Source organism: Chelatococcus sp. XZ-Ab1 (assembly GCF_029309855.1).
In the GTDB taxonomy this organism is placed as follows: domain Bacteria; phylum Pseudomonadota; class Alphaproteobacteria; order Rhizobiales; family Beijerinckiaceae; genus Chelatococcus_A; species Chelatococcus_A sambhunathii.
Genome location: NZ_JARKII010000003.1, coordinates 324,680 through 350,265 on the forward strand (window position 1 = coordinate 324,680; position 25,586 = coordinate 350,265).

Here is a 25,586-nt window from a genome sequence, read left to right on the forward strand (position 1 = left end):
GGCCGTGACCCCCGCCACTGGAGGCCAGCGCGTATGTTGATCGCCCTCATGTTCGTCGCGCTCTTCGCCATGATCGTCCTCGGCGTGCCGATCGCCGTGGCGCTGGCCGGTTCGTCTTTGCTCTATATCTTCCTCTCCGGCATCGCGCCCGAGATCACGGTCATCCACCGCATGGTCAACGGCGTCGATTCCTTCCCGCTGCTCGCCGTGCCCTTCTTCATCATGGCCGGCAACCTGATGAACTCGGCCGGCATCACCAAGCAGATCTTCGATTTCGCCACGGCAGCCGTCGGCTGGCTGAAGGGCGGCCTCGGCCACGTCAATGTGGCGGGCTCGGTCATCTTCGCCGGCATGTCGGGTACCGCGGTGGCGGACGCCGGCGGCCTCGGCACCATCGAGATCAAGGCGATGCGCGACCATGGTTACGATGCCAAGCTCGCTGTCGGCATCACCGCCGCCTCCTCGACCATCGGACCCATCATTCCGCCGTCGCTGCCGCTCGTCATCTACGGCGTCGTGGCCAATGCCTCGATCAACGCGCTCTTCGTCGCGGGCATCCTGCCCGGCCTGCTAATGGCGCTCTTTCTCTCGGCGACGGTGGCCATATACGCCCATCGCAAGAAGATCGGCGCCGATGCCCGCTTTTCCGTGAAGCGCCTCGGCGTCACCTTCGTTGACGCCTTCCTGCCGCTGCTGACACCGGCCATCATCATCGGTGGCATGAGTTTCGGCATCTTCACGCCGACGGAAGCGGCTGTCTTCGCCTGTGCCTACGCCCTGCTGCTCTCGGTCGTCATCCACCGCGTCCTCAACCTTGCCATGGCCGCCTTCGGCCGGCCGGCAAAATATTCCGTCCTGTCGCTACGTCAGTTCGTGCGCGTGACGATGGACACCATCGAGACGACGGCGGTCGTCCTCTTCATTGTCGCCGGCGCCTCCATCTTCGGCTGGGTTCTGACCACGACGCGCACCACCGAGGCGCTCGGCGCCTGGATCCTCGCCGTCGCCAGCGATCCCGTCACCTTCCTGCTGCTGGTCAACGTCTTCCTGCTTGTCGTCGGCTGCTTCATGGAGACGATCGCGGCCATCACCATTCTGACGCCCGTGCTGCTGCCGGTGGCGCTGACGCTCGGCATCGACCCCGTGCACTTCGGCATTATCATGGTGCTCAACCTGATGATCGGCCTGCTGACGCCGCCGGTCGGCATGGTGCTCTACGTGCTCTCGCGCGTCGCCAGCATCTCCTTCGAGGACTGCGTGAAGGCGGTGGCGCCCTTCCTGATCCCGCTCTTCCTCGTCCTCGCCCTCATCACCTTCGTGCCTGCGACGACGACGTGGCTGCCTGAGGTCTTGAAGGCCCATGGGTATCTGTGATCCAACCGCAGTGACAAATTGACGGGAGAAGACCGATGCCCTCCAAGCTCGATCAGCTGCGCGCGATGACGATCGTCGTCGCCGACACGGGCGACATCGAGGCCGTGCGACGCCTCAAGCCGCAGGACTGCACGACGAACCCGACGCTGCTGCTCAAGGCCGTCGAGACTCCGGCCTATGTCCACCTGCTCGATGAAGCCATCGACTGGGGCCGCAAGCAGGCCGGCTCCGCGGAGGCCGTGACCGCTGCGATCTGCGACCGGCTTGCGGTTTCCTTCGGCACGGAGCTGACGAAGATCGTGCCCGGCCGCGTCTCCACGGAGGTGGACGCGGACCTGTCCTTCGATACGGAGGGTTCGATTGCCAAGGCGCGGGCGCTCATCGCCGCCTATGAGGCGCGCGGGGTTTCGCGCGACCGCATCCTCATCAAGGTCGCCGCGACCTGGGAGGGCATCCGCGCTGCGGAGGAGCTGCAACGCGAGGGGATCGACTGCAACCTGACGCTGCTGTTCTCGCTCGTGCAGGCGGCCGCCTGCGCCGATGCCGGCGTCTTTCTCATCTCGCCCTTCGTCGGTCGCATCCTCGACTGGCACGTCAAGGCCGGCGGCGGCCCCTACACGGCGGAGACCGATCCCGGTGTCCAGTCCGTGCGCGCCATCTACGCCTATTACAAGGCCCACGGCATCAAGACCGTTGTCATGGGCGCTTCCTTCCGCAACACGGGCGAGATCGAGGCGCTCGCCGGCTGCGACCGGCTGACCATCGGCCCCGCCCTCATGGACCAGCTCGCCGCCGACGAGGGTCCGCTGCCGCGCCGGCTCGACCCCGCCAAGGCCAGCGAGGCCCCTGCGAAGATGAGCGTGGACGAGAAGACCTTCCGCTTCCTCCTCAACGAGGACGCCATGGCCACCGAAAAGCTCTCCGAGGGCATCCGCCTCTTCGTCAAGGACCTGCGGGCCCTGCGCGGGCTCGTCGCCAAGCGCCTGGAACAGGCGAAGGCGGCGTAACGTAAAAGGCCCGGTGATGCCGGGCCTTTCTCGTTTTCCTGCTGATCACCCCTTCGCCTTGAGCGCCTTCTCGCGGATGGCCGAGAGCGTGGTCGCCGGGGTGATGACCTCCGGGTCGATGAGGCAGTGGATGATCGCCGGCTTGCCGGAGGCGAGCGCCCGCTCGAAGGCGGGGGCGAACTCTTCCGTGCGCTCCACGCGCTCGCCGTGGCCGCCGAAGGCGCGGGCGTAGGCCGCGAAATCCGGGTTCTTCAGCATCGTCCCCGAGACGCGGCCGGGATATTCCCGCTCCTGGTGCATGCGGATGGTGCCGTAGATGCCGTTGTCGACGACGATGACCACGATGGGAAGGTCGTATTGCACGGCCGTGGCGAATTCCTGTCCGTTCATCAGGAAGCAGCCGTCGCCGGCGAAGGCGACGACGGTGCGCTCCGGATGGAGCCGCTTGGCGCCGACCGCCGCCGGCACGCCATAGCCCATGGAGCCGGAGGTCGGCGCGAGCTGCGTGCCGAAGCGCCGGAAGCGGTGGAAGCGATGCAGCCAGATGGCGTAGTTGCCGGCGCCGTTGCACATGATGGCGTCAGCCGGCAGCTTCTCCTCGAGGTAGGCCATCACTTCGCCCATCTGCAGGGTGCCGGGCGTGCGCACGGGCGCCGGATCGCTCCAGGCGAGATAGGCCGCGCGGGCCTCCTCGCGGTTGCCGCCCCAGCCGATCGCCTTAGGCGGCTGCAGGCCTTCGAGCGCGGCCGAGAAGGCCGAGGGCGAGGCGTTGATGGCGAGCGCCGGGCGATAGACACGGCCGAGCTCGCCGGAATCCGGGTGCACATGGACGAGCGTGCAGCCCGGCTCGGGGATGCCGAAGAGCGAGTAGCTCTGGCTCGGCACCTCCGACAGCCGTCCGCCGACGAGGAGCACGGTGTCGGCCGCCTTGACCCGGGCGACGAGCGCCGGGTTGGCGCCGAAGCCGATGTCGCCGATGTAGTTCGGGTGGTCGGCGGGAAACAGCATCTGCCGGCGGAAGGAGACGGCGACAGGCAGGTCGAAGCGCTCGGCGAAGCGCACGAAGCGCTCCACCGCCTTCTCGCTCCAGCGCGTGCCGCCGAGGATGGCGAGCGGCGCCTTCGCCGCCCACAGGAGCTTCTGCAGCTCCGCCATCTGGGCGAGGGCGGGATGCGTCTCGACCGGCTCGTAGGGCAGGGCATCGGCGACCGCGGCCGTCTCGACCAGCATGTCCTCCGGCAGCGCGATGACGACCGGGCCAGGCCGGCCGGCGGTGGCGACGCGGAAGGCGCGCGCGACGATCTCCGGAATGCGTGCGGCATCATCGATCTCGGTCGCCCACTTCGCCATGCTGCCGAAGACGGCGCGATAGTCGAGCTCCTGGAAGGCTTCGCGTTCGCGCATGCCGCGCTCGATCTGGCCGACGAAGACGATGAGCGGCGTCGAATCCTGCTTGGCGATGTGGATGCCCGGCGAGGCGTTGGTGACGCCTGGCCCGCGCGTGACGAAGCAGATGCCGGGCCGGCCGGTGAGCTTGCCGTGGGCCTCGGCCATCATGGCCGCCCCGCCCTCCTGCCGGCAGACGGTGACGTCGATCGACGCATCGTGCAGCGCGTCGAGCACGGCAAGATAGCTTTCGCCCGGCACGCAGAAGACGTGACGGACACCGTGGACGAGAAGCTGGTCGACGAGGATCTGCCCGCCGGTGCGCGCGTTCATGGCTTCATCCCTGTTGCTGGCGGGGCGCTTCTGCGCCCCAGGCCGGATCGTTTAGCACGTCGTCGGTATCGGCGCCGAGCCGCGGCGAGGGCCGCCCGGCGACCATCGGCGCCCCGTCGATGACGATGGGCGAGCGCACGGTCGGGATCGTGCCGCCCTCGGCCTCGGGGCAGGGGAGGTCCACCCGCATGCCGCGGGCGATCACCTGCGGGTCGGCGAAGACGTCCGCCACCGAGTTGATCGGCCCCGCTGGCACGCCTTCGGCTTCGAGGCGGAAAAGCAACTCGTCGCGCTTGAGGCGCCTCAGCGCGCCAGAGAGGATTGCGACGAGGGCGCCGCGGTTCTCGACCCGCGCCTTGTTGGTGGCATATTCACTCTGCTCGCCGAGCGCCGGCATGCCGATGACGTTGCAGAAGCGGCGGAACTGCCCGTCATTGCCGACGGCGACGATGACGTGTCCGTCCGCCACCTCGAAGACCTGGTAGGGCACGATGTTGGGATGGGCATTGCCGAGCCGGCGCGGCGCCTTGCCCGAGACGAGGTAGTTCATCGCCTGGTTGGCGAGCACGCCCACCTGCACGTCGAGCAGCGCCATGTCGACATGGCCGCCCTCGCCGGTCGTGTCGCGCCGGCGCAAGGCGGCGAGGATGCCGATGGTGGAATAGAGGCCGGTGAAGATATCGGCGAAGGCGACGCCGATCTTCTGCGGCTCGCCGTCGGGCGCGCCGGTCAGGTCCATAATCCCGCCCATGCCCTGGATCATGAAGTCGTAGCCGGCCCGCTCGCGGTACGGCCCGTCCTGGCCGAAGCCGGTGACGGAGCAATAGATGAGGCGCGGGTTGACGGCCTTGAGGCTCTCGTGGTCGAGCCCGTACTTCCTGAGGCCTCCGACCTTGAAGTTCTCGATGAGGACGTCGGCCTCGGCGGCGAGGCGCCGCACGATGCCGCGCCCCTCCTCCGTCTCGAAATCGACGGCGATGGAGCGTTTGCCGCGGTTGCAGGCGTGGAAATAGGCCGCCGACAGGTCGCCGCCGTCGGCCGCCGGCACGAAGGGCGGCCCCCAGCCGCGCGTGTCGTCGCCGCTGCCCGGCCGCTCGACCTTGACGACATCGGCGCCGAGGTCGGCGAGCTGCTGGCCGATCCACGGCCCGGCGAGGATGCGGGCGAGTTCCAGAACCTTGAGGCCCTGAAGGGGGAGGATGGTCATGTGTCGGACCCTTCTCTGGCGTCGCGGCTCTCGAGGGCGCGCGGCACTGATTCCTCCCCTTGAGGGGAGGGATCAACGTTCCCGGTCACCGCCTCGTCATCCCCGCCCACGGCCAGCTCCATTCGCTCGCGCTTCGATCCCCTTCGGGGGAGGGTGGATCAGCCCGCAGGACCGAGACGGGTAGGGATCCTCTGCCGCTCGGCGTCCACCTTAGAAGAACGCCTGGATGCCCGTCTGCGCCCGGCCGAGGATGAGAGCGTGCACGTCGTGGGTGCCCTCGTAGGTGTTGACCGTCTCGAGGTTCTGGGCGTGGCGCATCACGTGGTATTCTTCCTGGATGCCGTTGCCGCCGTGCATGTCGCGCGCCATGCGGGCGATGTCGAGCGCCTTGCCGCAGTTGTTGCGCTTGACGATGGAGATCATCTCCGGCGCCATCCGGCCCTCGTCGAAGAGGCGGCCGACGCGCAGGGACCCCTGCAGGCCGAGCGCGATCTCCGTCTGCATGTCGGCGAGCTTCTTCTGGATGAGCTGCGTGGCGGCGAGCGGCCGGCCGAACTGCTTGCGGTCGAGCGTGTACTGCCGGGCGCGGTGCCAGCAGTCCTCCGCCGCGCCCATGGCGCCCCAGGAGATGCCGTAACGCGCGCGGTTGAGGCAGCCGAAGGGCCCGGCAAGGCCCGAGACGTTCGGCAGCAGCGCCTCTTCGCCGACCTCGACATTGTCCATGACGATCTCGCCGGTGATGGAGGCGCGCAGCGAGAGCTTGCCGCCGATCTTCGGCGCCGAGAGGCCCTTGAGGCCCTTGTCGAGCACGAAGCCGCGGATCTTGTTGTCATGGGCGGCGGACTTCGCCCAGACCACGAAGACGTCGGCGATGGGCGAGTTGGAGATCCACATCTTCGAGCCGATGAGGCGGTAGCCGCCATCGATCTTCTCGGCACGCGTCTTCATGCCGCCGGGGTCGGAGCCTGCGTCGGGCTCCGTGAGGCCGAAGCAGCCGACCCATTCGCCCGAAGCGAGCTTCGGCAGGTACTTGCGCTTCTGCTCCTCGCTGCCGTAGGCGTTGATCGGATGCATGACGAGCGACGACTGCACGCTCATCATCGAGCGGTAGCCGGAATCGACGCGCTCCACCTCTCGCGCCACGAGGCCGTAGGCCACGTAGCTCGCGCCCGCGCCGCCGAATTCCTCCGGGATGGTAACGCCGAGAAGGCCGAGCTCCCCCATCTCGTTGAAGATGGCCCGGTCCGTCTTCTCGTGGGCATAGGCCTCAAGCACGCGCGGCTGCAGCTTCTCCTGTGCATAGGCACGGGCCGTGTCGCGGATCATCCGCTCGTCGTCAGTCAGCTGGTCGTCGAGCAGGAAGGGATCGGCCCAGTTGAAGGAGCCCATTGTATCCTTGGCCATCTGCGTTTCGTCCTCGGCAGGTCTGTTCAGTATCTGATGCGGCCCTTCGCGCTCCCTCCCGGCGGGAGGGAGAAGATTGCGCCCAGTCGCTCACGCGTCCACGTCGAAGGTCACGCCCTGCGCCAGCGGCAGGGCCGTGCCGTAGTTGATGGTGTTGGTGGCGCGGCGCATGTAGGCTTTCCAGGCGTCGGAGCCCGCCTCGCGGCCGCCGCCCGTCTCCTTCTCGCCGCCGAAGGCACCGCCGATCTCCGCGCCGGAGGGGCCGATATTGACGTTGGCGATGCCGCAGTCGGAGCCTTCCGCCGAGACAAAGCGCTCGGCCTCGCGCATGTCGAGCGTGAAGATGGAGGAGGAGAGACCGGCGCCGACGCTGTTGTGCAGGGCGATCGCCTCTTCGAACGTGTCGTATTTCACCACGTAAAGGATGGGCGCGAAGGTTTCGCGTAGCATCGGGCCGCTCTGGCCCGGCATCTCGACGAGGGCCGGGCGGGCGTAATAGGCCTCTTCGCCGCCGATGCCGGCGACGCGCCCGCCGCCGTGCACCGTGGCGCCGAGGCTCTTCGCCTCGGCGAGCGCCTTCTCCATGCCGTCGAAGGCGGCCTTGTCGATGAGCGGGCCGACGAGCGTGCCCTTCACGCGCGGATCGCCGATGGCGACGTTGCCGTAGACCTTGGCGAGCCGCGGCACCAGCTTGTCATAGACGCTGCTGTGCACGATGAGCCGGCGCAGCGTCGTGCAGCGCTGGCCCGCCGTGCCCATGGCGGCGAAGGCGATCGCTCTCAGTGCAATGTCGAGGTCGGCCGAGGGGGCGACGACGGCGGCGTTGTTGCCGCCGAGCTCCAGGATGGCGCGGGCGAAGCGCTCGGCGAGCTTCGGGCCGACCTTGCGGCCCATGGCGGTGGAGCCGGTGGCCGAGACGAGCGGCACACGCTCGTCGGCGACCAGGGCCTCACCCGCCTCGCGGCCGCCGATGATGAGTTCGAAAAGCCCCTCCGGCACGCCGCCGAAGCGCTTGGCGGCCCGTTCTGTGATGGCGGTCACGGCGAGCGCGGCGAGCGGTGTCTTCTCGGACGGCTTCCAGATCACCGGGTCGCCGCAGATGAAAGCGAGCGCGGCATTCCACGACCAGACGGCGACGGGGAAGTTGAAGGCGGTGATGACGCCGACGGGGCCGAGCGGATGCCAGGTCTCCATCATGCGGTGGTGCGGCCGCTCGGTGGCGATGGTGAGGCCGTAGAGCTGGCGCGAGAGGCCGACGGCGAAATCGCAGATGTCGATCATCTCCTGCACCTCGCCGAGGCCTTCGGAGACGATCTTGCCCGCTTCCAGCGTCACCAGAAGGCCGAGGTCCTCCTTGGCGGCGCGCAGCTCCTCGCCGAGGAGGCGCACGAACTCGCCGCGCCGCGGCGCCGGAACCCTGCGCCATTCGGCGAAGGCCTTTTCGGCGCGGTCGACGGCCGCACGCGTCTCGGCGGCGCCGGCTTCCCGGATGTGGGCGATGATCTCGCCGGTGACGGGCGAGCGGGCGGCGAGGCCCGTCGAAGCGAAGGCGGTGTCGGACACGCCGAGGCGCTTCAGAATGGCGAGCGCTTCCTCGCGGGCGGAAGCGGCGGCGGTGTGAACGGTCATGTCTCTTCCCGGAGCGTTGTGCGGCCCCTGCCTCAACGGGGGTGAGGCGGCCGCCGTCTGATGCATCGCGGATGCGGGTCTCGTCGTCGCGACAGGATGGCGGTTTCATGTCCGCGTTTCAAACGATATGTTTTCACGAGTTCATGAAGAAACGGAATGAATGATGCGCGACGTTCAACAGCGCCTCGCTCTGCCTTCGCTGACGGCGCTCGCCGCTTTCGAGGCGGCGGCGCGGCACCTGTCCTTCACCAAGGCGGCTGAGGAGCTCAACCTGACGCAGGGTGCCGTCAGCCGACAGGTGGCGGCGGTGGAGGCACAGCTCGGCCTGAAGCTTTTCGAGCGGGTGCGCCAGCGCGTGGTGCTGACAGCGGCCGGCAGCGCCTATGCCGGGGAGGTGCGCGAAGCGCTGGCGCGGCTCACCGCCGCGACGGTCAATGCCATGGCCTTCCGCGGGGCGGGCGGCATCCTCGATCTCGCCATTCTGCCGACCTTCGGCACGCGCTGGCTGATCCCGCGGCTGCCCGGCTTTTTCCAGCGCCATCCGGGCGTCACCATCAACTTCGCCACGCGCATCCTGCCCTTTGACTTCGCGCGCGAAGGGTTCGACGCGGCGATCCATTTCGGCGAGGCGGTATGGCCCGGCGCGCGCATGCACCGGCTGATGGGCGAAGTGATCGTGCCGGTGGCGAGCCCGGCGCTCGTCGCCCGCCACGAACTCGCCGAGGTGGCGGACGTTCTCACTGTTCCATTGCTGCAACAGGCGACGCGGCCACGTGCCTGGGGCCTGTGGCTTGCAGCCCAGGGGCTCTCGGCCGACAGGGCGGTCATGGGCCCGCGTTTCGAGCAGTTCGCCATGGTGGCGCAGGCGGCCGTCGCCGGCCTCGGCCTCGCCATCGTGCCGCGCTTCCTCGTCGAGGACGAATTGCGCGCCGGCGCCCTCGTCGTGCCCTTCGAGCGGCCGATCACGAGCGAGGAGGCCTATTATCTCGTCTATCCGGAGGAGAAGGCCGACCGCCCGGCGCTTGCCGCCTTTCGCGACTGGCTTCTGGCGGAGTGCGGGACGGAAACGGCCGGACGGACGGAGTGAGGGATATTGCCCTGTGCAGCTGCGACAGCCGCAGCCCATGGACAAGCCACGTCGCATGCGGCAATCATGCGGGCTGCTCATGAAGCAGCCACCCGCAACGCTTCGCCTCCGCTCATTTCGGCGCTGCCAGGATCATGTCCCAGACCCCCAATCGTTCCACCCCAGAGACCGCCGACGTCGTCATCGTCGGCGGCGCGGCGATGGGCTCCTCCGTCGCCTTCCATCTCCTGTCCGATCCCGCCTTTTCCGGTCGCGTGCTCGTGATCGAGAAGGATCCGACCTATGCGCGCTCGGCATCGGCGCTGTCGGCGGCCTCCATCCGTCAGCAGTTCTCGAGCCCGGTCAACATCCGCATCTCGCTCTACGGCGTCGCCTTTCTGCGCGACATAGGCGCGCGCCTTGCCGTCGGCGACGAGCGGCCGGTGATTGATTTCACCGAGGGCGGCTATCTCTATCTTGCGGCGACGCCCGAAGGGGCCGAGACGCTCGCCTGCAACCACGCGGTGCAGGAAGCCGAGGGCGCCGACATCGTCCTGTTCGATGCCGCTGGTCTCAAGGACCGATTCCCGTGGCTCGTCACGGACGATCTCCTTGCAGGGGCCTGGGGGCGCAGCGGCGAGGGTTGGTTCGACGGTTGGGGCCTGCTGCAGGCCTTCCGCAAGAAGGCGCGGGCGCTCGGGGCCGAGTATCGTACCGGCGAGGTCGCCCGTCTCGAGCGGCAGGGCGGCCGCGTCGTCGCCGTGCACCTTGCCGATGGCAGCCGCATCGCCTGCGGCGCAGTGGTCGATTGCGCGGGCTCGGACGGGCGGCGCATCGCTGCGAGCGCCGGCATCGACATCCCCGTGTACCCGAGGAAGCGCTATGTCTTCAGCTTCACCTGCAAGGGGCCGGTCGACAACTGCCCGCTGATGATCGACACCTCCGGCGCCTACGTGCGGCCCGAGGGGCACCGCGGCGCCGACGGGCAGATGTTCATCTGCGGCATCTCGCCAGAGCCCGAGGCCGATCCCGAGTGGGACGGCGATGCGGAGACGGTCGACTGGTCGCTGTTTGAGGAGGTGATCTGGCCGGCGCTCGCCATGCGCGTGCCCGCCTTCGAGCACATCCGTCCCGGCCGGGCCTGGTCCGGTCCCTACGACATGAACCTGCTCGATCACAACGCCATCGTCGGCCGCGCCGGCGAGGTCGAGAACCTCTTCCTCGCCAACGGCTTCTCGGGGCACGGCCTGCAGCAGTCGCCTGCCGTGGGCCGCGGCATCGCCGAGGAGATCGTGCACGGGCGCTTCGTGACGCTCGATCTCGCCGATCTCGGCTACGGCCGCATCCTCGCGGAGCGGCCGCTGCGCGAGGCGAACGTCATCTGAGGCCGATCAGACCGGCGCGTGCTGGGTGCCGAAGCCGACGGCGATGCGGTTCCAGAAATTGATCATGGCAAGGAGCGCCGTCAGCGCCACGACCTCCTTTTCGGAGAAATGATCGTCGAGGGCGGTTGCGGCCTGGACGAGGGCGTCATGGTCGTCCATGCGCGTCATTGCTTCCGCATAGGCGAGGGCGGCGCGCTCGCGCGCATCGAAGGCGGGCGATTCCCGCCATGTCGGCAGGAGATACAGCCGCTCCGGCTTCTCGCCGTATTTCTTCACCGCATCGCCGCCGTGCATGTGCACGCAATAGGCGCAGCCGTTGATCTGCGAGGCGCGCGTCTTCACCAGCTCGACGAGCGTCATGTCGAGGCCGAGCCCCTCGATGTCGCCGTTGAGCCGGCGCGCCGTGGCGAAGACGTCGGGGATGATACCGTAGGCGTTGATGGTTCTCGTCATCATGTGCTCCTGTGCACGGCCGAGCGAGGCCGCATGCCTCCAAGACGCAGCACGGCGCGCCTTGTGACAGGGGACCGCAAAAAACGTCGGCTCAGCTTTCGGTGGGGATGCGGACGAGCTTGTCCGGATTGAGCACGAAATAGATGGCCGTGATCCGCTCGCCGTCGCTCGCCGCCATCACGATCCGCACCGGGCGTTCCTCCTCGTAAGTGACGAACCCTGCTTCGCCGGCAAAGCGCGCCGGCCGGTCGACGCGGCCGCGGCCGAGCTTGCGGGCGACCCCCAGCACCAGTCGCACGATCCGCCCGGCGCCGCGCACGATGTTGCGGGCGGCAAGCACCTTGCCGCCGCCGTCGGTCGTGATGGTCGCGTCAGGCGCCAGCAGGCGGATGAGGCGCTCGGCATCCCCGGCGGCGAGCGCGAGGCGGAACTCTTCCATGAGGGTTTCATGCCGCCGACGGCGCGCCAGGGCATCGGCCGGCGCCGCGGGGAGCTGCCCGTCGCCGAGCCGGCGCCGCGCCCGGGCGACGATCTGCCGGCAGGCCGCCTCGCTGCGGCCGAGCACTTCGGCAAGGCGGGCATAGGGCATGTCGATGAGCTCGCGCAGCACGAAGGCGCAGCGCTCCACCGGGCCGAGGCGCTCCATTAGCACGAGGACGGCATAGGGCAGGTCGCCGGCGAAGGCGTCGCCGTCGTTGGGTCCCGTCCAGGGCTCGGGCAGCCAAGGCCCGTCATAGGCGGCGCGCTCGCGCCGCGCGGCCCGCAGCCGGTCGATGGCGAGCCGGCTCGTCACCGTGACGAGCCAGGCCTCCGGATTGTCGATTGCCCCGCCGGCGGCATGGAAGCGCAGGAAGGCATCCTGCAGCACGTCCTCGGCGTCGCCCATCGTGCCGAGCATGCGATGGGCGATGGCAAGGAGCCGCGGCCGCACGGCGAGGAACGCGGCCGCTCCATCGTCTGCGATGGCATCGCCGGCGGCGTTCCCGGAGGCTGGCGGTCGGCGGTGCTGGTTCACGTCCGGTTCCGGTCCGCGGGGCGGCTCAGAGGAGGCCGCGCTTGGCGAGGTTGCGCATCAGCTGCCCGGTGCCGAAGGTCCACGGTGCGCAGTCCTGGCTGTGGCGCATGCGGTTGACGAGGCTGCCAAGCTGCGGGGCGGCGATGGTGACGACGTCGCCCACCTTGTGGGTAAAGCCCTTGCCCGGCGCATCGCGGTCCTCGACCGGCGCGAAAAGCGTGCCGAGGAAGAGCACCGCCCCGTCCGGATACTGGTGATGCCTGCCGATCATCTGAGCCGCGAGGTCGGCCGGGTCTCGGCTGATCTTCTCGATGGTGGAGAAGCCCTCCATGCGGAAGCCATCCTCGCCCTCGACGGTCAGCGTCACGTGCATGCGGCGCACGTCGTCGAGCGAGAAGCCGTCGTCGAAGAAGCGCAGGAAGGGGCCGACCGCACAGCTCGCGTTGTTGTCCTTCGCCTTGCCGAGGAGCAGGGCCGAGCGGCCCTCGACGTCGCGCAGGTTGACATCGTTGCCGAGGGTGGCGCCGACGATGCGCCCGTCCGAGGCGACGACCAGCACCACCTCGGGCTCGGGATTGTTCCAGGTGGAGATGGCGTGGATGCCGGCATCCGCTCCCGTGCCGACGCTCGACATGGGCTGGGCCTTGGTGAAGATCTCGGCATCCGGCCCGATGCCAACCTCTAGATACTGGCTCCAGGCGCCCTGGGCCACGAGCACCTCCTTGAGGCGCATGGCCGCGGGCGAGCCGGGCCTGAGGCGGGCGAGGTCATCGCCGACGAGGCGGTTGATCTCCTCGCGGATGGCCGCCGCGGCGTCCGCATTGCCACGCGCGCGCTCCTCGATGACGCGCTCCAGCATGGAGACGGCGAAGGTCACGCCCGCCGCCTTCACCGCCTGCAGGTCAATGGGCGCGAGGAGGTAGGGCCGGGTGGAATCACGCGTCGCCTCCACGGAATTGGCGAGGATGGCCTCGAGCGGACCCAATGATTCGCCCTTGGCGTCGCGCAGGGCGGCCGCAGGTGCGGAAGTTTCGCATAGGTCGCGCATCGTCGCGAAAGCGCGGCTGATATCGAAAACCTCGCCATCGCGGACGGTCACCACCGAAGGGCCGGCAACATCGGGCCGGAAGACGCGGCCGGCCAAGGCGGCCCTCGCAAAATCGGTCGGCAGGGTGGTGGCTGTGGAAAGGGTCAGGCCCCCCATGGATGCGCTCCTCGCTGAAGACTCAAATTTCGTTTCGCTTGCGTTTGTCGTCGATTATTCATTGAACTGTCATGTCATTGTCATGCTATGCTCGCTAGCAACGAAGAGAAGGGTCCCCGAGGGGGGCTCCGGGAGATGGGGAGGCTATCATGGCATCTCGTATTGTAACCATGGCAAGTGCGGCGGCTTTCATCGCCGCGGCAGGACCGGCTGCTGCCCAGACTGAAATCCAGTGGTGGCATGCCATGTCGGGCGCGCTCGGCGAGAAGCTCGAGAAGATCGCCAGCGACTTCAACGCCTCGCAGAGCGAGTACAAGGTTGTCCCGGTCTTCAAGGGCAGCTATCCGGAGACCATGACGGGCGCCATCGCTGCCTTCCGCGCCAAGCAGCACCCGACGATCGTGCAGGTCTTCGAGGTCGGCACGGCGACCATGATGGCGGCCAAGGGCGCCGTCTATCCCGTCTACAAGCTGATGGCCGACGAGAACGAGCCGTTCGATCCCAAGGCCTACCTGCCGGCGGTGACGGGCTACTACAGCGACACGCAGGGCAACATGCTGTCGTTCCCGTTCAATTCATCGACGCCGATCCTCTATTACAACAAGGATCACTTCAAGAAGGCCGGCCTTGACGAGAACACCCCGCCCAAGACCTGGCCGGAGGTGGAGGAGTTCGCCAAGAAGCTGCAGGCGGCGGGCATCGCGTGCGGCTTCACCACCCAGTGGCCGTCCTGGGTCCATGTCGAGAACTTCTCGGCCATGCACAACATCCCGCTGTCGACCGAGGCCAACGGCTTCGGCGGCCTCGGCACCGAGCTCAAGATCAACAACCCGACGCTCGAGAAGCACTGGACGGCGCTGGTCGACTGGCAGAAGTCGAAGATCTTCGACTACGGTGGCCGCCAGGGCAAGTCGGATCCCAAGTTCCTCTCCGGCGAATGCGCCATGACCTTCGCCTCCTCGGCGGCGCGCGCCAACATCATGGCCAATGCCAAGTTCGGCGTCGGCTACGGCATGCAGCCCTACTGGCCGGACGTGCAGGGCGCCCCGCAGAACTCCATCATCGGCGGCGCGACGCTCTGGGTCCTCGCCGGTCGTCCGAAGGAGGAATACAAGGGCGCGGCGAAGTTCTTCGCCTATCTGTCGAAGCCCGAGGTGCAAGCCTGGTGGCACCAGCAGACCGGCTACCTGCCGATCACCAAGGCCGCCTACGAGCTGTCGCAGAAAGAAGGTTTCTATGAAAAGAACCCGGGTTCCGACATCTCGATCAAGCAGATGAACCTCAACCCGCCGACCGACAACTCCAAGGGCCTGCGTCTCGGCAACTTCGTCCAGATCCGCGACATGATCGAGGAGGAACTGGAGAACGCGCTAACCGGCAAGAAGTCGGCGAAGGACGCGCTCGACGCGGCGGCGAAGCGCGGCAACGAGCTGCTCCGCCAGTTCGAGAAGTCCAACTCCTGAATAATGTAATGTAGAATGGCGGCGCCCGGACTGCATCGGGCGCCGCCCTGTTCCTTCTGGGGGGCCGATGCAGGCAAAACGGGTCACCTTCGGCGGCGGCATCGTGCCTTATCTGCTGCTTGCGCCGCAGCTTGCCATCACCATCATCTTCTTCCTGTGGCCCGCTGGCCAGGCGCTCTACACCTCGCTCTTTGCCGAAGACGCCTTCGGCCTGTCGCGCCAGTTCGTCGGCCTCGCCAATTTCGTCGCCCTGTTCGAGGATCCGAGCTACCGGTCGAGCTTCGCCATCACTGTGGTCTTCTCCGCGTCCGTCGCGGCCATCTCGCTCGGTCTCGGGCTCCTCTTCGCGCTCGCCGCTGACAAGGTGGGGCGCAAGGCGATGGTCTACCAGACGCTGCTCATCTGGCCCTATGCCGTGGCCCCGGCGGTCGCTGCCATCCTGTGGTGGTTCATGTTCGATCCGTCGGTCGGCGTGGTGGCGCGTGGTCTGCGGGCCATCGGCATCTACTGGAACCACCACCTCAACGGCACCGATGCGCTCATCATGGTCATTCTCGCCGCCTCGTGGAAGCAGGTGAGCTACAACTTCCTATTCTTCCTCGCCGGACTGCAGGCCATTCCGCGCACGCTTGTGGAGGCGGCGGCGCTCGACGGGGCGGGCCCCTGGCTGCGTTTCCGCAAGATCGTCTGGCCGCTGCTCGCGCCGACGACCTTCTTCCTGCTTGTCGTCAACATCGTCTACGCCTTCTTCGACACCTTCGGCATTATCCACGCGACGACCGGCGGCGGGCCCGGCCAGTCCACCACCATCCTCGTGTACAAGGTGTTCAAAGACGGCTTCGAATCGCTCAATCTCGGCGCTTCCGCCGCTCAGTCGGTGGTGCTGCTCGTCATCGTCATCGGCCTGACGGCGCTGCAGTTCCGCCATATCGAGCGCAAGGTCCATTACTGAGGGGGCGGGGACATGGTCGAATCCGGCCGCAAGCTGACTTTCGCCGCCCATGCGGCGCTCATCCTCGGCGTTGCCGCCATGGTGCTGCCGGTGTGGCTCGCCTTCGTGGCGTCCACCCATCCCGGCACGGACTTCCTCACTGGCCGCATCGGCTTTCTGCCGGGTGCGGCCCTCATCGCCAACTACAAGGAGGCGCTGTTTACCGGCTCCAGCGTCTCCGGCTTTCCGCCCGTCGGGCCGATGCTGTGGAACAGCTTCGTCATGGCCATGGCGATCGCCATCGGCAAGATCGCCATCTCGCTGCTGTCGGCCTTCGCCATCTGCTATTTCCGCTTCCCCTTCCGGGTCACGGCTTTCTGGCTCATCTTCATCACGCTGATGTTGCCGGTCGAGGTGCGCATCCTGCCGACCTTCGAGGTCGTGGCCAATCTCGGCATGCTCAACAGCTATTCGGGCCTCGCCATTCCGTTGATCGCCTCGGCGACGGCGACGTTCCTGTTCCGTCAGGTCTTCATGACTATACCGGACGAATTGACGGAAGCGGCGCGCATCGACGGGGCGGGGCCGCTACGCTTCTTCTGGTCCATCCTGATGCCGCTGTCGCGCACCAATATTGCCGCGCTTTTCGTCATCCTCTTCATCTACGGCTGGAACCAGTATCTGTGGCCGCTGCTCGTCACCACGGATCAGAGCTATTACACCATCGTCATGGGCATCCAGCGCCTCGCGGCCGCGGCGGCCGAGGCCGATCCCGTATGGCACCTCGTCATGACGACGACCATCCTCGCCATGCTGCCTCCCGTCGTGGTGGTCATTGCGATGCAGCGCCTCTTCGTGAAGGGGCTGGTCGAGACGGAGAAGTAGGCGGCGGCCCCGGCGGCGGGGTGCCGGCACGCGCCCCTCCCGACCGACCGCACGACCGTGGGCCATGAAAACGCGGATGGCCGGCTTGTGCATTGCGTGGATGCGAAGAGCGCGTAATCCGCACCGCTCGTCATGGCCGGGCTTGTCCCGGCCATCGACGCGTTTGGCGTTGCTCGCACTTTCAAGGTGCGGATGCCCGCAACAAGCGCGGCCATGACGACGGGACCGATGACAGACCGCTGACGAAACACCTTTATGCGTTTCTAGCCGGACAGGGCGGCAGGTCCCAGCCGTTCCCTGCCCTCACCCGTTGCGCGCGGCAAAAGCCTTGATGGCGTCCACAAGGACGCGCACGGCGACATCCGCGTCGTCGACGGTGATCGACTCAGCCGGATTGTGACTGATGCCGCCTTTGCAGCGCACGAAGACCATTGCCGAAGGGCACAGGCGCGCCATGGCCATGGCGTCGTGGCCGGCACCCGACGGCAGGTGCCGCGCGCCGATGCCCTGGCCCGTGACGGCCGTCTCCAGCGCGCGCATCAGGCCGGCGTCCATGGCGGTGGCAGGGGCGTCGAAATAGAGGTCGAGATCGAGCGCCACATGGCGCCGGGCGGCGATGTCGCGCATCTCGGCCACCATTTCCTCGACAATGGCGTGGCGCACGGGATCGTCCGGCGCGCGCACGTCGAGCATGAAGTCGACGCGGCCGGGAATGACGTTGGAGGCGTTGGGCGCCACCTTGGCCATGCCGATCGTCGCGACGGTCGAGGGATCACGGGCGCCGATGCGTTCGACGGCGAGGTTCATCTCGCTCAGCGCGGCGAAGGCATCGCGCCGCAGCGCCATCGGCACGGTGCCGGCGTGGCCGGCCTCGCCCGTCACCACGCCGCGCGCCCGGGTGATGCCGTTGATCGCGCTGACGATGCCGACCGGCAGGTTCTCGCGCTCCAGCACCGGTCCCTGCTCGATGTGGAATTCGATGTAGCCCTTGACGGAGCCCGGATCGCGGCCGAGCCGCGTCACGGCCTCGGGGTCGCCGCCGAAGGCGAGCAGGGCCTCGCGCAGGCTCACCCCGTCGTAGTCCCTGCCGTCGAGCCAGGCCGGGTCGTAGGTGCCGGCGATCGCCTGCGAGGTCGAGAGATTGGTGGGGAAGCGGACGTTCTCCTCGTCGCCGAAGGCCAGCACCTCGATGGCGAAGGGCATGCGCTCCCCGCGCCGGGCGAGCTCCTCGACGGCGACGATGCCAGCCAGCACCCCGAGCATGCCGTCATAGCTGCCGGCATCGACCACGGTGTCGATATGCGAACCGACGAGGAGCGCGGGCGCGCCCGGCTCGATCCCCTCGTAGCGGCCGACGACAGTGCCGGCGGCGTCGATCTGCGCGCTCATGCCCGCCGCCTCCATCATGCGCATCACCGCTTCGGCGGCGGCGCGATGGGCCGGCGACAGGTAGAGGCGCGTCAGGCGCCCCGGCTCGTCGGTATATTGATTGAGATCGGCGGCGAGCGTCATCAGGCGCTCGCCGAGCACGGTGGTGGGCAGGGGCGGCATGGCGATCATGGGGGTCAAGCTAGCGGGCCACGCCATGCCGCTCAAGCGCCATCAATAGATCAATAGGTGGCGCGCCCGCCGGACAGATCGAAGACGGCGCCCGTGGTGAAGCTGTTGTCCTCCGAGGCGAGGAAGGCGACCATGCCCGCCACTTCCTCGACCTCGACGAAGCGCCCGCGCGGGATCTTCGACAGCATGTATTCAATGAACTCCTCGCTCACCTGCTCGAGGATTCGCGTCTTGGCGGTGGCCGGCGTGATGCAGTTGACGGCGATGTTGCGGTCGGCGAGCTCCTTGCCGAGCGACTTGGTGAAGCCGATGACAGCGGCCTTGGACGCCGAATAGGCCGAGGCATTGGGATTGCCCTCCTTGCCGGCAATCGAGGCGACCAGCACGATGCGGCCGTAGTTGCGCGCGCGCATGCCGGGCACCAGCGCGCGGCAGCAATGGAAGGTGCCGTCGACATTGATCCGCTGCACGCGCGCCCATTCCTCGAGCGGGTATTCCCAGGCCTTGAACGTCGGCCCGGCGATGCCGGCGCTGTTGACGAGGATGTCGACGGCCCCATGCGCCGCCTCCGCCGCCCTGGCGGCAGCCTCGACAGCGGCATAGTCGGTGATGTCGACGGCGCGGGCCGAGACGTCCGCGCCCATCTCCTTGGCTGTCGCTTCGGCCAGCGCGCCGTCACGGTCCCACAACTCGACGTGTTTCGCGCCGGAGGCCTTGAAGCGCTCGGCCACGGCTCGGCCGATGCCCTGGGCACCGCCCGTGACGACTGCCACACGCCCCTTCAAATCGATTTGATTCATGCGTTTCCTTCCCGGTTGTCACGTTTCAGCGCGAGATCAGAGCGAGGCGGTGACGCCGCCGTCGACATAGAGCACGTGGCCAGTCACGAAGTCCGAGGCCGGCGCGGAGAGATAGATGGCGGCGCCGGCGAGTTCGTCCACCTCGCCCCAGCGGCCGAGCGGCGTGCGCTTGGTCAGCCAGGCGGTGAAGTCGGCGTTCTCGACGAGGGCGCTGTTCATCTCGGTGGCGAAAAAGCCGGGGCCGATGCCGTTGACGCGGATGCCGTGGCGGCCCCAGTCCGCCGCCATGCCCTTGGTCAGCATCTTCACCGCGCCCTTGCTCGCGGCATAGGGCGCGATGGTCGGACGCGCGAGCTCGCTGATGACGGAGCAGATGTTGAGGATCTTGCCGTAGCCGCGCGGGATCATGTGCCGCGCCGCCGCCTGGCCGACGTAATAGACGCTGTCGAGATTGGTGTGGATGATCTGGTGCCAGTCCTCGTCGGCGAAATCCTCCAGCGGGGCGCGGCGCTGGATGCCGGCGTTGTTGACGAGGATGGTGAGCGGCCCGACCTCATGCTCGATGCGGGCGACGCCCTCGCGCGCCGCCGTGGCGTCGGTCACGTCGAACGGCATCGCCACCGCCTCGCCACCCGCCGCGCGGATGAGCCCGGCCGCCTTGTCGAGCTTGGCCGCGTCACGGCCGTTGAGGACGACGCGCGCGCCCGCCGCGGCAAGGCCGCGGGCGATGGCGAGCCCGATGCCCTGGCCCGAGCCCGTGACGAGGGCCGTCCGGCCCGACAGATCGAAGATCGATAGTGTCATCCCACCTCCCCCGTCAGTGGCATCCGCCGCCGTGCGCCGGATGCTCGTTGAGGGCATGTGACGACGCGGGGGCGGCCAGCGTCAAGCCGCGGGCGAGCCGGGTTGGCATGTCCGCGACGCAGGGCGGCCTCAGGCGTGGACCCCGAGCTTCTTCTGCAGGCTGGTGGAGGAGGTCGTGTACTGGAAGACCAGGCGCTTGTCCGGATAGACGTAGTGGAACACGCGCTGGGCGGCGAGCGCCCCCTCGTGGAAGCCGGAGAGGATGAGCTTCAGCTTGCCCGGATAGCTGTTGATGTCGCCGATGGCGAAGATGCCGGGCACGCTCGTCTCGAACTTCTCGGTATCGACCGGGACGAGGTTCTCGTGGAGGTTGAGGCCCCAATCGGCGATGGGGCCGAGCTTCATGGTGAGTCCGAAGAAGGGCAGCAGCACGTCGCAGGCGATGGTGAAGGTCGACCCGTCGTCGCGGCGCACCACGGCCCCCTCCAGCACCGGTGCCTTGCCCTCGAGCTTGACCACCTGGCCGAGGTGGAAGTCCATCGCTCCCGCGGCGACGAGGGCGCGCATCTTGTTGACGGTATCGGGCGCCGCGCGGAAGGCGTCGCGCCGGTGCAGCAGCGTCAGGCGCTTCGCCAGCGGTGCGAGGTTCACCGTCCAGTCGAGGGCCGAATCGCCGCCGCCGACGATGAGGATGCGCTTGTGGCGGAAGGGCTCCATCTGCCGCACGGCATAGAACACGCTGGAGCCCTCGAAGCCCTCGATGCCGGGGATCGGCGGCTTCTTGGGCTGGAACGAGCCGCCCCCGGCCGCGATGATGATGGCCTTCGTGACGAATTCGGTGCCCGCGTCGGTCCTGAGGCGGAAGAGCGGCGCCTCGGCTGTGCCGAGGCTCTCGACCGTCTCCACCATCTCCGAGAGATGGAAGGTCGGGTGGAAGGGCTCGATCTGCGCCATGAGATTGTCGACGAGCCCCTGGCCGGTGACCATGGGGAAGCCGGGAATGTCGTAGATCGGCTTCTCCGGGTAGAGTTCCGCGCACTGGCCGCCGACCTTCGGCAGGATGTCGATGACATGGGCCCGGATGTCGAGGAGGCCGAGCTCGAAGACGGCGAAGAGCCCGACGGGCCCGGCGCCGACGATGACGACATCGGTTTCTATACGGTCGCTCATGGACGTAAGATGCCTCCGCTCCACGCGCGGCTTCGCGCAATCAGCCAGTTTTGCCACTAATGCCCCCTCGCGGGGGCGGGGATCAACACGTATCGGGAGAGACGCATGGTGGCCATCGAACGCACGGCGACGCGCATTACGGGATTTGCCAATCCCGAACTCGATTTCCAGCTGATGCGCATGCTGGGCGCCGCCAGCTATGGCGGCGGCGCGCCGGGGGAGATCTTCGCCGCCCGGGCCGGGCTCGACGAAACGCCGCGCGAATGGCCGCGCCGTTTCGCCGATCTCGCCGCCGGCATCGAGCGCATGGCCGATGTCGCGCTCGGCCGTGGCCACCGCGTCAGCGCGCGCGAGCATTATGGCCGGGCCTCGATGTACTACCGGTCGGCCGAATATTTCTGCGACCCTTTCGTCGGCGAGGCGCTGCAGTACGGGCTCGCCAGCCAGCGCTGCTTCGCCGCGGCGATGCCCCTCTTCGCCGACAACGTCATCGCCATCGACATCCCTTTCGGCGACGTGCTGCTGCCCGGCTATTTCTGTGCGCCGGCGGGCGGTGCCGTCGACGGGCGCACGCTCGTCGCCATCACTGGCTTCGACGGCACAAACGAGGAAATGTTCTTTTCGGCGGCCCGTGCCGGCCTGGAGCGCGGCTTCAACGTGCTGCTCGCCCAGGGGCCGGGGCAGGTCTCGGCCATGCGCCGCTACCCGGACCTCGTCTTCCGGCCGGACTACGAGGCGCCGCTCGCCGCCGTCATCGACGCGGCGCTGGCGCGGCCGGATATCAACGGCGACAGGCTCGGGCTCTATGGCGTGAGCTTCGGCGGCTATTTCGCGACGCGCGCCGCCATCCACGATCCCCGGCTCAAGGCCCTCGTCCTCAACTCGCCCATCGTCGATCTCAAGGCCTATCTCCTCGGCTTCATGCCGCCCGGTGCGGAGGAGATGGAGGACCTGCCGCTCGCCTATGTGGACGAGATCCCGGACGAGATGATGCCGGTGACGATGAAGCTCTCCTTCAAATCCGCCTGCCGCCGCTACGGAGTCGACGGCACGCATGCCTGGCTGAAGCGCCTCGCCGACTTCCGTGCTGAGGAGGGGCTCGAGCGCATTGCCTGCCCGACGCTCGCCGTCGTCGGCGAAGGGGAGGGCGAGGAGGCGCTGCGCCAGCTCGACGTCTTCGCTTCGCGGGCCGGCGGCCGCGTGACGCGCTACGTCTTCACCCGCGCCGAGGGGGCGGACATGCATTGCCAAGTCGGCAACCTGCCGCTCGGCCTCGCCGTCGTCTACGACTGGCTGGAGGAGGTACTGTAGGGCCTAACCCACCGGCATGACGAGCCGCGTCACCGCTTCGCGCCAGCCGGCGAGCTTGGCTTTGCGCAGCGGTTCGCTCATGGCGGGCGCAAAGCGCCGCTCCACCCGCCACAAGTCCGCGAACTGTGCCGGGGCGGGGAAGACGCCGGCGGCGAGGCCGGCGAGATAGGCGGCGCCGAGCGCCGTCGTCTCCTTCACCACCGGCCGATCGACAGGAGCGGCGAGCAGGTCGGCGAGGCGCTGCATAGTCCAGTCCGACGCCACCATGCCGCCGTCGACCCGGAGCACCGTCTCGGCGCCGTCCGCCTGCGGCCAGTCAGCGCGCATGGCGGCGAGGAGATCGGCGGTCTGGTAGCAGACGCTCTCCAGCGCCGCGCGGGCGAGTTCGGCTGGGCCGGTGCCGCGCGTCAGGCCAAAGAGGGCGCCGCGCACGTCCGGGTTCCAGTAGGGCGCGCCGAGGCCGACGAAGGCAGGCACGAGATAGACCTGCTGCGTCGGGTCGGCATCCTCGGCGAGCTGTCCGGTCGCGGCGGCGTCGGTGATGATGCCGAGCCCGTCGCGCAGCCATTGCACCGCCGCCCCGGCGACGAAGATGGAGCCCTCGAGCGCATAGGTGCGCCGGCCGTCGAGCTGATAGGCGATGGTGGTGAGCAGCTTGGTTCTGGAAGCGACCGGGGCATCACCCGTGTTGACGAGCGCGAAGCATCCCGTGCCGTAGGTCGATTTCACCATGCCGGGCGTGAAACAGGCCTGACCGACGGTTGCCGCCTGCTGGTCGCCGGCGATGCCGCAGATGCTGACCGGCGCGCCGAAGAGCGCGGCATCGCTCTCGCCGAACCTGCCCGAACAGTCCCGCACTTCTGGCAGCATGGAGCGGGGCACGCCGAGGAGGCGCATGAGATCTTCGTCCCACTCCCCCTTGTGGATGTCGAAGAGGAGCGTGCGTGCTGCGTTGGTCGCATCAGTCGCATGGACCTTTCCGCCGGTGAGGCGCCACAGGAGGAAGCTGTCGACAGTGCCGAAGGCGAGCTCGCCGCGCTCCGCCCGCGCGCGCGCGCCGGGTACGTTGTCGAGGATCCAGGCGATCTTGGAGCCGGAGAAATAGGGATCGAGGATGAGGCCGGTGCGCGCCGTGAACAGCGACTCGTGCCCCTCGTCCTTCAGCCGGGCGCAGAGCGGCGCCGTGCGCCGGTCCTGCCAGACGATGGCGCGGTGGATGGCCCGGCCGCTCGCCCGGTCCCAGACCACCGTCGTCTCGCGCTGGTTGGTGATGCCGATGGCGGCGACATCGCGCGCCGCGGCGCCGGCCTTGTCGAGCGCCTCGCGGCAGGTCGCGAGCGTCGTCTCCCACAGGTCCTCCGGCTCGTGCTCCACCCAGCCCGAGGCCGGGAAATGCTGCGGGAACTCGCGTTGCGCCACGGCCGCGATGGAGGTGTCGGGCCGGAAGAGGATGGCTCGCGAGGAGGTGGTGCCCTGGTCGATGGCGAGAACGTAGGTGGCCAAGGAATGTTCCCTCCGGTTCGGCTTCTTGCGGTTCGGCTTCCTGTTGTGGCCGACGCTAGCGGATGCGCATCGCCCGCACCAGAACCGCTCCGATCCTGATCGGAGCGGGCTGCAGCCGCTCAGGCCGCTTGCCTGAGCCGCGCGGCCATGAAATCGTCGAGCGCGGCCGCCTCCTCCCGGGTCAGGCGCAGACCGAGCTTGGAGCGGCGCCACAGGACGTCCTCGGCTGTCATCGCCCATTCCTCGCGCATGAGATAGTCCACCTCGCGCTCGCTGAGACCGGCGCCGAACTGGCGGCCGAGGTCTGCCATGGCGCGGGCCCCCTCGAGGATGGCGAAGGCCCGCGTGCCGTAAGCTCGAGCAAGGCGCGCCGCGATGCCACCGCCGAGATAGGGATGCTCGCCCGCGATGCGGCGGGTCAGCGCGTCGTAGCCGTCATGCGGGAAATCTCCGCCCGGCAGCGGCGCACCCGCCGTCCACCCGGCCTTGGCCCGCGCCGCCTCGGGCAGTTGCGGCGCAAGCTTGTCGAGCACGGCCTCGGCGAGCCGGCGGTAGGTGGTGATCTTGCCGCCGAAGACGGAGAGGAGGAAGGGTTCGTTTCCCTCGCCCTCGCGCTTGAGTACGTAGTCGCGCGTCGCCTCCTGAGCCTTGGAGGCGCCGTCGTCGTAGAGCGGTCGCACGCCCGAATAGGTCCACACCACGTCCTCGCGCCGCACGGGTTTGGCGAAATATTCGCTCGCGGCGGCACAGAGATAGCCGATCTCCTCCTCGCTCGCCCTGACGGCGGCGGGGTCGCCGCGATAGTCGCGATCCGTCGTACCGATGAGCGTGAAGTCGTGCTCGTAAGGGATGGCGAAGACGATGCGGCCGTCGCTGTTCTGAAAAATGTAGCAGCGGTCGTGATCGAAGAGCTTCGGCAGGACGATGTGGCTGCCCTGCACGAGGCGTACGCCCGCCGGGGCCTTCTCGCGCACGATGCCGGCCAGCACGTCGGCCACCCAGGGGCCGGCGGCATTGACCAGCATGCGGGCCTTCACCGTCATCCGGGCGCCGTCGCTGCGCCGCTCGGCGGTGACGAGCCAATGGTCGGTGCGCCGCTCGGCGCCGATGACGCGCGTGCGCGGGTGGATGGCGGCGCCGCGCTCGGCCGCGTCGCGGGCATTGAGCACGACGAGGCGCGCGTCCTCCACCCAGCAGTCGGAATATTCGAAGGCGGTGGCATAGCCGCCCTTGAGCGGCCGGCCGGCCGGATCGTGGCGCAGGTCGAGGCGGCGCGTCGCCGGCAGCAGCTTGCGGCCGCCGATATGGTCGTAGAGGAAGAGGCCGAGGCGCAGCATCCAGGCGGGGCGCAGCCCGGCATGGTGCGGCAGCACGAAGCGCAGCGGCCGGATGATGTGGGGCGCGAGCTTCCACAGCACCTCGCGCTCCATCAGCGCCTCGCGCACCAGGCGAAACTCGTAATATTCGAGATAGCGCAGGCCGCCGTGGATGAGCTTGGTGGAAGCGGAGGAGGTGGCGCTGGCAAGGTCGTTCTGCTCGAAGAGGATGGTCGAAAGCCCCCGCCCGGCCGCATCGCGTGCGATGCCGCAGCCGTTGACGCCCCCTCCGATGATGGCGAGGTCGAAGACCTTCTCTTGCACGCCTTGGCTCCGCTCGCTTGCCCCGATCGCGCGGCCACCAGCCGCGCTCATTCAAC

Annotated in this window: 21 protein-coding genes; 8 read left to right on the forward strand and 13 right to left on the reverse strand. The window is 68.2% G+C overall.

What is annotated here, in order from left to right:
- The first annotated feature begins 33 nt into the window (after nucleotides 1–33).
- Both P2T65_RS07385 and tal read left to right on the forward strand, forming a co-directional pair.
- A complete protein-coding gene (locus P2T65_RS07385; protein ID WP_055459569.1) occupies nucleotides 34–1,374 on the forward strand; it encodes a TRAP transporter large permease in 1,341 nt (446 codons plus the stop codon).
- A gap of 35 nt (nucleotides 1,375–1,409) precedes the next feature.
- Nucleotides 1,410–2,381, forward strand: a complete 972-nt coding sequence (gene tal, locus P2T65_RS07390) for a transaldolase (RefSeq protein WP_276199503.1) — start codon at nucleotides 1,410–1,412, stop codon at nucleotides 2,379–2,381.
- 45 nt (nucleotides 2,382–2,426) lie between these two features.
- Here tal and P2T65_RS07395 read toward each other — a convergent pair whose 3' ends face one another.
- From P2T65_RS07395 to P2T65_RS07410, 4 genes are all read right to left on the reverse strand, one after another.
- On the reverse strand, nucleotides 2,427–4,100 hold the full coding sequence (locus P2T65_RS07395; protein WP_276199504.1) for a thiamine pyrophosphate-binding protein: 1,674 nt from the start codon (nucleotides 4,098–4,100) through the stop codon (nucleotides 2,427–2,429).
- A gap of 4 nt (nucleotides 4,101–4,104) precedes the next feature.
- A complete protein-coding gene (locus P2T65_RS07400) occupies nucleotides 4,105–5,307 on the reverse strand; it encodes a CaiB/BaiF CoA-transferase family protein (RefSeq protein WP_276199505.1) in 1,203 nt (400 codons plus the stop codon).
- A 210-nt stretch (nucleotides 5,308–5,517) separates the two neighbouring features.
- Complete coding sequence (locus P2T65_RS07405; RefSeq protein WP_055459574.1) at nucleotides 5,518–6,711, reverse strand: acyl-CoA dehydrogenase; 1,194 nt, start codon at nucleotides 6,709–6,711, stop codon at nucleotides 5,518–5,520.
- Nucleotides 6,712–6,801: 90 nt separating this feature from the next.
- On the reverse strand, nucleotides 6,802–8,340 hold the full coding sequence (locus tag P2T65_RS07410) for an aldehyde dehydrogenase family protein (RefSeq protein ID WP_276199506.1): 1,539 nt from the start codon (nucleotides 8,338–8,340) through the stop codon (nucleotides 6,802–6,804).
- Between the two features lie 163 nt (nucleotides 8,341–8,503).
- Between P2T65_RS07410 and P2T65_RS07415 the strand changes: the two genes are divergently transcribed.
- Together P2T65_RS07415 and P2T65_RS07420 are read left to right on the forward strand one after the other, a co-directional pair.
- Nucleotides 8,504–9,427, forward strand: coding sequence for a LysR family transcriptional regulator (locus tag P2T65_RS07415; RefSeq protein ID WP_055459655.1), 924 nt, complete (start codon nucleotides 8,504–8,506; stop codon nucleotides 9,425–9,427).
- Between the two features lie 134 nt (nucleotides 9,428–9,561).
- Nucleotides 9,562–10,791: an FAD-binding oxidoreductase gene (locus P2T65_RS07420; protein ID WP_276199507.1), complete on the forward strand. Its 1,230-nt coding sequence runs from the start codon at nucleotides 9,562–9,564 to the stop codon at nucleotides 10,789–10,791.
- A gap of 6 nt (nucleotides 10,792–10,797) precedes the next feature.
- Here the strand turns inward: P2T65_RS07420 and P2T65_RS07425 are convergent, their stop codons facing one another.
- The 3 genes from P2T65_RS07425 to P2T65_RS07435 all read right to left on the reverse strand — a co-directional run bounded on the left by P2T65_RS07425 (nucleotide 10,798) and on the right by P2T65_RS07435 (nucleotide 13,463).
- On the reverse strand, nucleotides 10,798–11,244 hold the full coding sequence (locus P2T65_RS07425) for a carboxymuconolactone decarboxylase family protein (protein WP_276199508.1): 447 nt from the start codon (nucleotides 11,242–11,244) through the stop codon (nucleotides 10,798–10,800).
- A 91-nt stretch (nucleotides 11,245–11,335) separates the two neighbouring features.
- Nucleotides 11,336–12,259 (reverse strand): sigma factor, encoded by a 924-nt coding sequence (locus P2T65_RS07430; RefSeq protein WP_276199509.1) that lies wholly within the window; start codon nucleotides 12,257–12,259, stop codon nucleotides 11,336–11,338.
- A gap of 25 nt (nucleotides 12,260–12,284) precedes the next feature.
- A complete protein-coding gene (locus P2T65_RS07435; protein WP_055459577.1) occupies nucleotides 12,285–13,463 on the reverse strand; it encodes a fumarylacetoacetate hydrolase family protein in 1,179 nt (392 codons plus the stop codon).
- A 149-nt stretch (nucleotides 13,464–13,612) separates the two neighbouring features.
- On the opposite strand from P2T65_RS07435, the gene ugpB reads away from it, so the two are divergent.
- From ugpB to ugpE, 3 genes are all read left to right on the forward strand, one after another.
- Nucleotides 13,613–14,926 carry a sn-glycerol-3-phosphate ABC transporter substrate-binding protein UgpB gene (gene ugpB, locus P2T65_RS07440; protein ID WP_245280538.1) on the forward strand — a complete coding sequence of 438 codons (1,314 nt, stop codon included), beginning with the start codon at nucleotides 13,613–13,615 and terminating at the stop codon, nucleotides 14,924–14,926.
- Nucleotides 14,927–14,993: 67 nt separating this feature from the next.
- The gene (gene ugpA / locus P2T65_RS07445; RefSeq protein WP_055459579.1) at nucleotides 14,994–15,878 is read left to right on the forward strand and encodes a sn-glycerol-3-phosphate ABC transporter permease UgpA; all 885 of its coding nucleotides are present in this window, start codon (nucleotides 14,994–14,996) and stop codon (nucleotides 15,876–15,878) included.
- Nucleotides 15,879–15,890: 12 nt separating this feature from the next.
- A complete protein-coding gene (gene ugpE / locus P2T65_RS07450) occupies nucleotides 15,891–16,742 on the forward strand; it encodes a sn-glycerol-3-phosphate ABC transporter permease UgpE (RefSeq protein WP_055459580.1) in 852 nt (283 codons plus the stop codon).
- Nucleotides 16,743–17,045: 303 nt separating this feature from the next.
- Here the strand turns inward: ugpE and P2T65_RS07455 are convergent, their stop codons facing one another.
- The 4 genes from P2T65_RS07455 to P2T65_RS07470 all read right to left on the reverse strand — a co-directional run bounded on the left by P2T65_RS07455 (nucleotide 17,046) and on the right by P2T65_RS07470 (nucleotide 21,076).
- The gene (locus tag P2T65_RS07455; protein ID WP_276199536.1) at nucleotides 17,046–18,302 is read right to left on the reverse strand and encodes an allantoate amidohydrolase; all 1,257 of its coding nucleotides are present in this window, start codon (nucleotides 18,300–18,302) and stop codon (nucleotides 17,046–17,048) included.
- A 50-nt stretch (nucleotides 18,303–18,352) separates the two neighbouring features.
- Nucleotides 18,353–19,102: an SDR family NAD(P)-dependent oxidoreductase gene (locus tag P2T65_RS07460; protein WP_276199510.1), complete on the reverse strand. Its 750-nt coding sequence runs from the start codon at nucleotides 19,100–19,102 to the stop codon at nucleotides 18,353–18,355.
- A 36-nt stretch (nucleotides 19,103–19,138) separates the two neighbouring features.
- The gene (locus P2T65_RS07465; protein WP_276199511.1) at nucleotides 19,139–19,906 is read right to left on the reverse strand and encodes a glucose 1-dehydrogenase; all 768 of its coding nucleotides are present in this window, start codon (nucleotides 19,904–19,906) and stop codon (nucleotides 19,139–19,141) included.
- A gap of 129 nt (nucleotides 19,907–20,035) precedes the next feature.
- Nucleotides 20,036–21,076, reverse strand: coding sequence for an NAD(P)/FAD-dependent oxidoreductase (locus tag P2T65_RS07470; protein ID WP_071923099.1), 1,041 nt, complete (start codon nucleotides 21,074–21,076; stop codon nucleotides 20,036–20,038).
- A 105-nt stretch (nucleotides 21,077–21,181) separates the two neighbouring features.
- Between P2T65_RS07470 and P2T65_RS07475 the strand changes: the two genes are divergently transcribed.
- Nucleotides 21,182–22,387, forward strand: coding sequence for a prolyl oligopeptidase family serine peptidase (locus P2T65_RS07475; RefSeq protein WP_055459585.1), 1,206 nt, complete (start codon nucleotides 21,182–21,184; stop codon nucleotides 22,385–22,387).
- A 3-nt stretch (nucleotides 22,388–22,390) separates the two neighbouring features.
- On the opposite strand, the gene glpK is transcribed toward P2T65_RS07475, so the two are convergent.
- Both glpK and glpD read right to left on the reverse strand, forming a co-directional pair.
- Nucleotides 22,391–23,890 carry a glycerol kinase GlpK gene (glpK, locus tag P2T65_RS07480; protein ID WP_276199512.1) on the reverse strand — a complete coding sequence of 500 codons (1,500 nt, stop codon included), beginning with the start codon at nucleotides 23,888–23,890 and terminating at the stop codon, nucleotides 22,391–22,393.
- 119 nt (nucleotides 23,891–24,009) lie between these two features.
- A complete protein-coding gene (gene glpD, locus P2T65_RS07485; RefSeq protein ID WP_055459587.1) occupies nucleotides 24,010–25,581 on the reverse strand; it encodes a glycerol-3-phosphate dehydrogenase in 1,572 nt (523 codons plus the stop codon).
- Between the last annotated feature and the right edge of the window lie 5 nt (nucleotides 25,582–25,586).